At 47.4% G+C, this 8,275-nt stretch carries 10 protein-coding genes and 1 pseudogene; 5 read left to right on the plus strand and 6 right to left on the minus strand.

The genetic code is table 11. The features are described 5' to 3' along the window. Window positions 1-12: 12 nt before the first annotated feature. The 3 genes from BW928_RS10850 to BW928_RS10860 are packed head-to-tail and all read right to left on the minus strand — an operon-like array spanning window position 13 to window position 1,243. Window positions 13-555: a D-Ala-D-Ala carboxypeptidase family metallohydrolase gene (locus BW928_RS10850; RefSeq protein WP_076556234.1), complete on the minus strand. Its 543-nt coding sequence runs from the start codon at window positions 553-555 to the stop codon at window positions 13-15. A 14-nt stretch (window positions 556-569) separates the two neighbouring features. Next, window positions 570-878, minus strand: a complete 309-nt coding sequence (locus tag BW928_RS10855) for a hypothetical protein (protein ID WP_076556235.1) — start codon at window positions 876-878, stop codon at window positions 570-572. Further along, window positions 875-1,243, minus strand: a complete 369-nt coding sequence (locus BW928_RS10860) for a hypothetical protein (protein ID WP_076556236.1) — start codon at window positions 1,241-1,243, stop codon at window positions 875-877. Before BW928_RS10860 ends, BW928_RS10855 begins: the two co-directional genes overlap by 4 nt. Window positions 1,244-1,572: 329 nt before the next feature. On the opposite strand from BW928_RS10860, the gene BW928_RS10865 reads away from it, so the two are divergent. After that, window positions 1,573-1,803 carry a hypothetical protein gene (locus BW928_RS10865; protein WP_076556237.1) on the plus strand — a complete coding sequence of 77 codons (231 nt, stop codon included), beginning with the start codon at window positions 1,573-1,575 and terminating at the stop codon, window positions 1,801-1,803. Here the strand turns inward: BW928_RS10865 and BW928_RS11725 are convergent. Further along, window positions 1,766-1,936, minus strand: a complete 171-nt coding sequence (locus BW928_RS11725; RefSeq protein WP_158078461.1) for a hypothetical protein — start codon at window positions 1,934-1,936, stop codon at window positions 1,766-1,768. The two genes, BW928_RS10865 and BW928_RS11725, sit on opposite strands and share 38 nt — an antisense overlap. Before the next feature lie 301 nt (window positions 1,937-2,237). On the opposite strand from BW928_RS11725, the gene BW928_RS10870 reads away from it, so the two are divergent. From BW928_RS10870 to BW928_RS10880, 3 genes are read left to right on the plus strand one after another with little or no spacing between them, the layout of a single operon-like run. Next, on the plus strand, window positions 2,238-2,435 hold the full coding sequence (locus BW928_RS10870) for a hypothetical protein (protein WP_076556238.1): 198 nt from the start codon (window positions 2,238-2,240) through the stop codon (window positions 2,433-2,435). Between the two features lie 60 nt (window positions 2,436-2,495). Next, window positions 2,496-2,840, plus strand: coding sequence for a type II toxin-antitoxin system RelE/ParE family toxin (locus tag BW928_RS10875; RefSeq protein ID WP_200800849.1), 345 nt, complete (start codon window positions 2,496-2,498; stop codon window positions 2,838-2,840). Between the two features lie 2 nt (window positions 2,841-2,842). Further along, a complete protein-coding gene (locus BW928_RS10880) occupies window positions 2,843-3,142 on the plus strand; it encodes a helix-turn-helix domain-containing protein (RefSeq protein ID WP_076556240.1) in 300 nt (99 codons plus the stop codon). On the opposite strand, the gene BW928_RS10885 is transcribed toward BW928_RS10880, so the two are convergent. Continuing rightward, window positions 3,132-7,673, minus strand: coding sequence for a TipJ family phage tail tip protein (locus tag BW928_RS10885; protein ID WP_076556241.1), 4,542 nt, complete (start codon window positions 7,671-7,673; stop codon window positions 3,132-3,134). The genes BW928_RS10880 and BW928_RS10885 overlap by 11 nt on opposite strands. Window positions 7,674-7,766: 93 nt before the next feature. On the opposite strand from BW928_RS10885, the gene BW928_RS12135 reads away from it, so the two are divergent. Beyond that, entirely contained in the window at window positions 7,767-8,000 is a 234-nt protein-coding gene (locus BW928_RS12135; protein ID WP_076556242.1) for a BrnA antitoxin family protein, read from the plus strand. Here BW928_RS12135 and BW928_RS10895 read toward each other — a convergent pair. Further along, window positions 7,997-8,275 (minus strand): annotated as a pseudogene (locus BW928_RS10895) (hypothetical protein); the annotation flags it as partial. The gene BW928_RS12135 and the pseudogene BW928_RS10895 sit on opposite strands and share 4 nt — an antisense overlap.

Consider the following 8,275-nt stretch of genomic DNA (forward strand, 5'->3'; position numbering starts at 1 on the left):
GGGGGGGTATCATCAGCCAATCCTAAAAACCTGTCCTCTTTGAGTGCCGCTTGGGTGCTTGTAGCCCAGATGAATCCAGCTGTTTGGACTGGTTGGGTATTCGATGATGGCTTGGTCAAATTTAATGCCTTTGGCTTTTAGCCCATCGGTGAGCTTTTTTAGCACTTGCTTGGTGTTGCCCACTTCAGGACAGACAAAATCCATCGCAAAGCCGTATAAATGAGCGGAATTTTTTGCTCCACCAATCTTTGCGTTTAGTTTGGGACTTCTATAGCCACTTGAGATGCGGATTGGCTTGCCAAGAATTTCCCTAGCAGGTTGAAATAGCTTAATCGCACTGTCAATCAAGTTTTGTAGCACTTTGCCATCTGGCATATTGTCAAGACCTAGACGGCTTGCGGTGTTGCTGGCAAGTAGTTCGTTTAGGCTGATATTTTCGGTGATTTTAATCACTTTGCCATCACGCATGGCACTACGCATGGCTTGTTTGGATTTTTCGCCCCAAATGCCGTCAGCGGTTACGCCCAGCTGCGTTTGAATGTCTTTAATTTGCATAAATTTCTCCTTTGTTAAGCGGATTTTCGTTTTCTTAATTTAATCTTTAGACAATGTTTTTGCACTTGCAAAATCACCCCCAGCCAAAAAATCAGCATCAGCACATTGCCAAGCGTCTCGGCTTGAGAGTGCATCAGCACATTGTCAAGCAGGCTGTCTATCATATCAAGCAGGCTAATCGACCAACCAAGCGTCCCAACGGCAACCAGCCACGCATCGCCTGTGCGAGTTTTGCGGTCGTTGAAGGAATTTAAATGCTTGATAAAAGTATAAATGCCCGTAATCATGCCAATTAGGCAAATCAACAGATTCCACCAAGTCATTTTTTGTCCTCCTTGTTAAAGGGCAGATATTTGTCCTTGATATTTTGATAAACCTCGTCTTGGCGTTTTTGGTCGCTGATAAATACCAAAAGCCCTGTGATAATCGGCGTCAAAAACACCGAGCCAACCAATGCCCAAGCAATCAGCGTGGCAGAGGGCGGGTGGTTATCGCCGTTTAGATAAATCGCCACGCCAACGCCGCAAATGGTGCCAATTAGGGGCTTGGCAATAAAAGGGGCAATCAGCCGTTTGTCAATATCGGCAATCTTGATAAAGGCACTGGCAACGCCGCCCAAAAAGGCAAACAGCCAAATCCCCAGCCATGAAATCAAAAAAGGGGCGTGCAGCCCCTGTAGTTCGGTCATTTTTTGCTCCAAAAAAAACCCCAAACACAAAGGCTTGGGGTGGTGTAATATAAAGTACTTGATATTTATGCAAATAGGAGCTATAATAAGCCCATCAACATAAGGAATATTGATGGGTGTCAGTGACTGACACTGACGATTTAAGGAGAAGACGATGAAAACGCTCATTCAGCTAATCGTAATCATCGCCCTGTTACTGCTAAGCTACCCAGCTTGGTAATAGCAGAAGCCTAAAGCAAGTAGCAGTTGCCAAGGCTTGAGCTAGGGGAAACCCTAGCCACTCCTTAACTCTTATCATAGCACATCATGGTTAAAAATCAAGGCAAATTATGAAAAAATCCACAGCATCACAAATTAAAGCCAGCATGAATTATGAAGCTCGTGCTTTGGAACGCATTGCCGCCATCGTGCTAAGCGTGCATGATGAAGAGGTTTATCACGCCCTACAGTTCATCAAAGCCCATCATGGTGGCAATCGTGCTGGGGCGATTAAACAGGCGATTGTTGAGTATGCCAAACTGCTTAAACCCACGCCCCATCAAGCCAGCGATACTGCTTAGTATTGTCAGGTGGTGCGGTGAGCGTAAAATCTTTATCATCGCCCAAGTCGCTAATGACACTGTCAGGATTGCCAATGTCTTGGTATAAAAAAAGCCCATCTGATTTTTGGTAAATATACAGTTTTACTAACATATTTTTGCTCCAAAATAAAAAAAGCCAAGCAAAATGCTTGACTTGAAAAATTAGTACACTTACAATAAAAGCATCAAGGCAGAGTGGTCGGACACCCTGCCTTGTAGGTTACCGCTGCTCACCTAACAAGCAGCAGCAACCACCCAGTAAGGAGTACTGCAATGAAAACCTTTATACGCATTGCAATTATCCTTGTGCTTATTATCTTACTACGCTCATCTAGCTAAGTCAAGCATAATTAGCACAACGGCTGCCACAGCGGCATCGTGGCAGTCCTACTGGGTCTAATTGAGAATTTCACATGGCACTCACCCCCAGTCAAATTGTTGCAAAATCAGACGCTCGCCGTGGCATGAAAGCCAAAAGCTACAAACTACCCACCACGCTGATTGATAAAATCGCCGAATTGTCCGCCCAGCACAACATCAGCCAAGGCGAATTGCTCCGCCAAGCGGTTGAGCTGTGGGAATTATCGTTTAACACCCAACACACTGAATGAAAAGCCCTTGATAAAATATAGTTTAAAGGCTATAATAAACCAAAAGCGATGGGGTTTTTGATGACTTGGCAAATTTTAACCACCAAAACCTTTGACGACTGGCTGTTTACACAACCCATCGTCATTCAAGAAAAGATTTTGGCTCATCTTTGCTTGCTTGCAGAATATGGGGCAAGCTTAGGTCGCCCGTATGCTGACACAATAAACGGCTCTGACTTTGCCAACATGAAAGAGCTACGCATTCAGATACAAGGTGAGCCATATCGTGCTTTTTATGCCTTTGACCCCAAGCGACAAGCCATCATTTTATGCTGCGGTAACAAAGCTCATGATAAGCGATTTTATCAAACAATGATTGCCCTTGCTGATGATTTATACCAAAAGCACCTAGACACTTTGGAGTAGCCATGAGTACCCTGCACGAACTACTTAACAAAATGCCCACCGACTCTCAAGAGCGTATTCATGCCGAGTCCTGCGAGCTGATTATTGATTATCGCTTGCAGTTGTTGCGTGAAGAGTTGCAATTAAGCCAAGCCCATCTTGCCAAGCAAATGCAAATCAGCCAGCCGACACTGTCAGCCATCGAAAATCGTGGCACGGATAACAAACTGTCCACCATCAAACGCTATGTTGAGGGCTTGGGCGGTAAGCTATCTGTCCATGTTGAACTGCCAGATGGCAGGCATATTGGCTTTAGCGTTTAATCCCAAGTAGTGAGCTTGACGCTTGATACACGGATAAAGTGTAAGGATTGTCTTGAACCTCAATCTTGACAAAATAGGTATAATTACCCTCTTGGGTTGGTAAAAACACAATGCCTATTGCAATCAGCTGAGCCGAACTTTCCATAGAGGTCTCAAACCGATTGTCCGAGCCAAACCATCGCTCAACTTTTTCAGAAAGGACAGCATCTCTGGTAACAATCAGCTGTTCATGTCCTGCTGGAGAGCGTGCCATAACCTTCATGGATACCAAAAAGTGTCGCGAGTACGGCTCTCTGTAATGATGACGCTTCTGCCCATTTGATGACAATTTCACATAACAAGCCGCATTAATCAGCACCGCACCACCGCCAGTATTCATGCGAAATTCAAAAATGACAGCACCACTGCTAATCACTCGGACATCTTCAAAGTTTTGAGCCCTTGGAATCGTTACCGCCTCCCCTGCAATTTGCAAAGTATCCACCTGTGCTGTGCCGATTTTGGCGGTGGTGATTGCCCCATTTTCAATTTTGGCATTATTAATTGAGCCATCACGGATTTTGGCATTATCAATGCTGGCATCGGCAATCTTCGCTGTCGTAATCGCTGCATTGGCAATCTTGGCGTTGTCAATCGAACCATTGGCAATAAAAGCACTGTCAATATACACCCCGCTTGGCACGGTGATGCCGTTTACCACGCTTGAGCTGGTTTTGACGACAAAGGGGGCGTTGCCTTTGCTGCTGCCAGTGGGCGGTGCGATGTAGAATTTATCGGCTCGCACGGCAAAGTCCGATACGCCGCCATTGTTTGCCAAGCCGAAGCCTGCCACGCGGTTGCCTGCGTCCACTTTGACCACATATTGTGCCGATATGCCATTTAGCGACTGCTGCAAGGTTTGTACGCTGGCTGTCTGCCCATTGACGGTGGTTTGTAGCGTGTTCACCTTTCTTGCTTCGGCAGTGATTTTGTTGTCCGTTTGGGTTACCTTGTTGGATAGCTCATTGAGTTGGGCGGTGCTTGCTTTACTGCCCAAATCCGTTTGCAATTGGCTTACCTTTCTTGCTTCAGCAGTGATTTTGTTGTCCACTTGATTGACTTTGGTGGCAAGGCTATCAAGGGCGGTGGTATTGGCTTTTGTGCCCAAGCTGCTTTCAAGCTGGCTTAGTTTTTCGGCAGTGGCGGCATCTTTGGTGGCTTGGGTTTGTTTTAGCTCATTGATGGTGGCTGTGGTTTCGCCAAGCTGTTTGCCAATGTCTTCAGGAGCTTGCGTATAATCGGTGGCGATATTGCCTCGCTCTAGTTGATAATTACGCACGCTAAAATCATCACCAAGATTTGCCGAGCGTATGCCCACAAGCAGCTGTGGTTTGATAATATCACGGCTTGCGGTAAACTTAATCACCGCCCTTTTCCAATGATAAGATGGCGGCTGATTTGTCAGCGTTTCACCACCCTGCTCACCTGACAGCCTGATATTATCAAGCCATCGCTGGCTGCGATATTCAAACGATACCACCGCTTTCTCGCCCTGCTTTAGCGTATGGTTGGATTTTGTCCAGTTGTACAAGGTGATGGGCTGATTGTTTGCGGTTGCATTAACTCTGGCAAAATCACTGCCAATACCCAGTCCGCCATTGATATTATAAAAACGATTGCTATCCCGCAACAAATTCCGCCCACCTGCTGCCATGTTATCAAATCGGCTCTCCATCGTCTGCATACTTGCTGCCCAAGCGGCATTGGTTTGGTTTAGGGCAGCAATCTGACTGCTGGCGTTGTCATTGGCGGTTTTTAGCTCGCTGTATTTTTGGGTCAAGTCGCCTGTGGTTATGCCAAGCTCGCGGATTTGCCCTGTTTGCCCATGCACCGTTTGCGTAAGATTGGCGATTTCTTGGGTTTTGGCATTGTTTGCAGATTGTAGGCTGCTGATATCACGAATGGCAGAGGCAAGTTTTGTTTTTTCTTGAAAGAGGGTCAATCTTGCTTCGTTTACTCGCTGCTCGATGGGGGCAATCTTGGCAATCGGCTCGCCAAGGCTTGTGTGCAGCTGGCTTTGGGTGATTTGACCGTTTAACAAATCAAGCACCTTATCCGCCTGTGCTTCTGTCGTGCCAGAAGTCCATGCCGTCCAGTCGCTTGTATTGCCCAGTTTATCAACAATGCGAGCACGATAAAACTGCCGCAAATTGCCCTGCAGCCCCGTGATTTCGTGCTTGTCGGTTGGATAAGCAAAAGTGCCAAGCGTTGCAATGTTGGCTCTGCCGTCAGGACTGACTTCAATTTCGGTATAATTAGTATCATCACTGCCTGCATTAAACGCCCATGATAAATCCATGCCGAATAGCTTGCCAGTCGCAGTCAAGCGAGCAAGCCTCGGCGGTTTGCCTTGCTTGCCTGTGATTTTCGTAAGTTTGCTTGTGGTTGCTAGGCTTGTGCTGTCAAAGGCATCAACCGCTTGCACCTCGGCAAGATAATTACCGCTGTACACGCCGTCAATGTCCACGCTTTGGGCTGACACCTTTGGCAGGGTTTGCCAGTTGCCATCGTCCCGACGCCATTTGACGATATACGCCACCGCCCCCGTTACCTGCTCCCAGCTGATTGTAAGCGTGGTTAGGGCTTGACCTTGATGGGTGTAAGTGTTGGCGGTTAGGGTAACGTTTGTTGGTGCGGCAATCGCTGCGGCTTTTATCGCGGTGATGGGCTGCGGGCTGATGACAGCACCGCTGTCAATGGCATCATACTTTTGGGCTTCGTATTGTAAAGCGGTGATGCTAAAGGTCGCATCGTCATTTTGGGCAATGGTTAAGATACGAAACTGCATCAAGCGTAACTCATCGCTGATAATCGCCCACACAGCTTCAGGCTCGGCATCAATGGGCGGATTGACCGTGAGCAACCATTCGCCTTTTGCATTGGTGCGTGCGTGCGTGATTGTGGTACTTTGTACGCCATTTGTCCCATTCACCGTCAAAGTATCGCCCACCTTGCCTGCTCTGCGGTCAAGGGTGATGAGACGCTGATTGTCAGACACATTGATGATTTTGCCACTCACGGCACGCCCTGCAAAGGCATTATCAGCAATGTTAATCACTTGCCCAACTTGCGGAATAAAACCCTGTAAGCCTGTTTTGAAGCTGACCGTGCGAGTCTCTAGCTGCTCTGATTGCAATGCCCATAAGCCTGCACGCCAAGCTTGTGCTTGGCTTGTGCAACCAAAGGCGGACAAATCCAGCATACGAATGCCGTATTTGGCAATCGCTGCTTCATTACGGACGATTTCGTATTCGGTCTTAAACTCATTATCAGGATTGTCCCACGCCACTTTGGCAACACTGTGTCTGTCTCTTGCCCGTGTGCCTGTGTAGCTAAACTCACCGCCTATCACATTGGCAGGGCTAAAGGTATAAACAGGGTCTTTTGGCGTATCGCTGTCAATCACCACCTGCGTGCCGTCCCAATAGGACAATCCACGAAACACGCTTGCGATATTTTGAATGACTTTGTAGGCGTCTTCGTCTTTTTGAATATAGACATTGATGGCAAAACGGGGTTCTTGTCCGCCCTTGCCATCGTCCACCAGTTCATCGCAATATTGGGCAATTTGGTACAATCGCCATTTGTCCACCATGCCAGATAACCGCTCGCCCAAGCCATAGCGTCTGTGCGTGCAGATATCATACAGCACCCACGCTGGGTTGTTTGAGTAGGCAAGTTTAAATGTACCGTCCCAAAGCCCTGTGTAGCTGCGTGTAACAGGGTCGTAATTCGTTGGCACTTGGATAAGTTTGCCCTTTAGTCGCACGGCAAGTTTGGCAATGTTGCTAAAGGTAGCAGCATCATAAGTGATGCCCAAAAGTGCGGTGGCAGGATAGCGAAGTTTGGCATCGATAATCTCGGTTAATGCGTCAATGTGGACGGTGTCGGCAATCAACTCGCTATCACGGTTTGGCGTGATGCGGCGGATGCGGATTGTCCAGTTTTTATTGGCTTTTGGCAGCTCGATGCGGTGCGATTTTTTAAAGCCCTGCGATGCCTTGCCACGCACGGTATTTCTTAGCACCTCGGCAAACACGCCACCGTCAGTCTGCACATCAACGGCGTACTCGATGGCAAAGCCTGTGATATCGCCATTGTCCTTTTGCTCTCGCAAGGCGTTAAAATTAAGCCGCACACGCACCGCCGACAGGCTGGTGTTATTAATTCTCTGGATAAATTGGCGGTCGTGGCGTAATTCAACACCGACAGCCCTCTCGTTTTCCACACCGCCAAAGCCTGCAATATGCTCTTGGTCAAGCGTGCCTGTGCGAAACTGCCAATCAACATTTGTAAAGTTCGGCTGTCCGTTGTCATTGATAAGTGGCGTGCCGTCTAGGCGGATGGATTTGCCACCATCAGCCAAGCCTGCAATCTCGCCCTCGCACAAGCCATATAGCCCATGAAAATAGCTGGTGGACACCAAATCATCTTTGGCGATTTGTGGTTTTTGTTGGGCTTTTTGACCTTTTTTAGCACCTGTGATTTGCATGATTGACCTTTTTTGTATTGACAATAATAATAAATATATATACAATAAATAAACTTGTTGAATGATATACTATGTTGATTAACAGGACGGCTAATGACAGAGAAATCAACCGTGCCATACGATGAAGTTTCAGAGCTTGGCGATGTGCAGCATAGCATCCGCTCGATTAAAAAGGGCAGACCTGCCATTGCCAATCGCAAGCAAGTCATCAGCTTGCGACTTGACCGTGATGTACTTGAGTATTTCAAAGCAGGGGGTAAGGGCTACCAAACACGCATCAACCAAGTGCTTGCTGATTATGTTGCCAAACAAACTGCCAAGTCCTAGAGCTTGATGCTTGTTGCTAATAGCGTGGCAAATTTACGATTGGCAAATTGGCTGGCATCTACCCCTGCCACCACTTTATCATCAGCAATAATGCCTGCTGAGGCGATAAATCCGCCCACTTCTCGCTCGCCATAGAGTATCGGCACAGGGTTGCCTTGGGCAACGGTGGTAACTGCTCCACCAAAGCCTTTGTTTGGTTTATTGCCATCTTCATTGGCAGGGTCAAGTTTTGGTGTTTTTGCCATCAAACTTGCCACACCACCCAGCAGCAGCCC

This window comes from Moraxella cuniculi DSM 21768, from assembly GCF_900156515.1.
GTDB lineage: Bacteria > Pseudomonadota > Gammaproteobacteria > Pseudomonadales > Moraxellaceae > Moraxella > Moraxella cuniculi.

What these genes read in the sequence shown, in the direction of transcription:
- BW928_RS10850 (WP_076556234.1), bottom strand. Translation starts at nt 555, where the DNA reads ATGCAAATTAAAGACATTCAAACGCAGCTGGGCGTAACCGCTGACGGC.
- BW928_RS10855 (WP_076556235.1), bottom strand. Translation starts at nt 878, where the DNA reads ATGACTTGGTGGAATCTGTTGATTTGCCTAATTGGCATGATTACGGGC.
- BW928_RS10860 (WP_076556236.1), bottom strand. Translation starts at nt 1,243, where the DNA reads ATGACCGAACTACAGGGGCTGCACGCCCCTTTTTTGATTTCATGGCTG.
- BW928_RS10865 (WP_076556237.1), top strand. Translation starts at nt 1,573, where the DNA reads ATGAAAAAATCCACAGCATCACAAATTAAAGCCAGCATGAATTATGAA.
- BW928_RS11725 (WP_158078461.1), bottom strand. Translation starts at nt 1,936, where the DNA reads ATGTTAGTAAAACTGTATATTTACCAAAAATCAGATGGGCTTTTTTTA.
- BW928_RS10870 (WP_076556238.1), top strand. Translation starts at nt 2,238, where the DNA reads ATGGCACTCACCCCCAGTCAAATTGTTGCAAAATCAGACGCTCGCCGT.
- BW928_RS10875 (WP_200800849.1), top strand. Translation starts at nt 2,496, where the DNA reads ATGACTTGGCAAATTTTAACCACCAAAACCTTTGACGACTGGCTGTTT.
- BW928_RS10880 (WP_076556240.1), top strand. Translation starts at nt 2,843, where the DNA reads ATGAGTACCCTGCACGAACTACTTAACAAAATGCCCACCGACTCTCAA.
- BW928_RS10885 (WP_076556241.1), bottom strand. Translation starts at nt 7,673, where the DNA reads ATGCAAATCACAGGTGCTAAAAAAGGTCAAAAAGCCCAACAAAAACCA.
- BW928_RS12135 (WP_076556242.1), top strand. Translation starts at nt 7,767, where the DNA reads ATGACAGAGAAATCAACCGTGCCATACGATGAAGTTTCAGAGCTTGGC.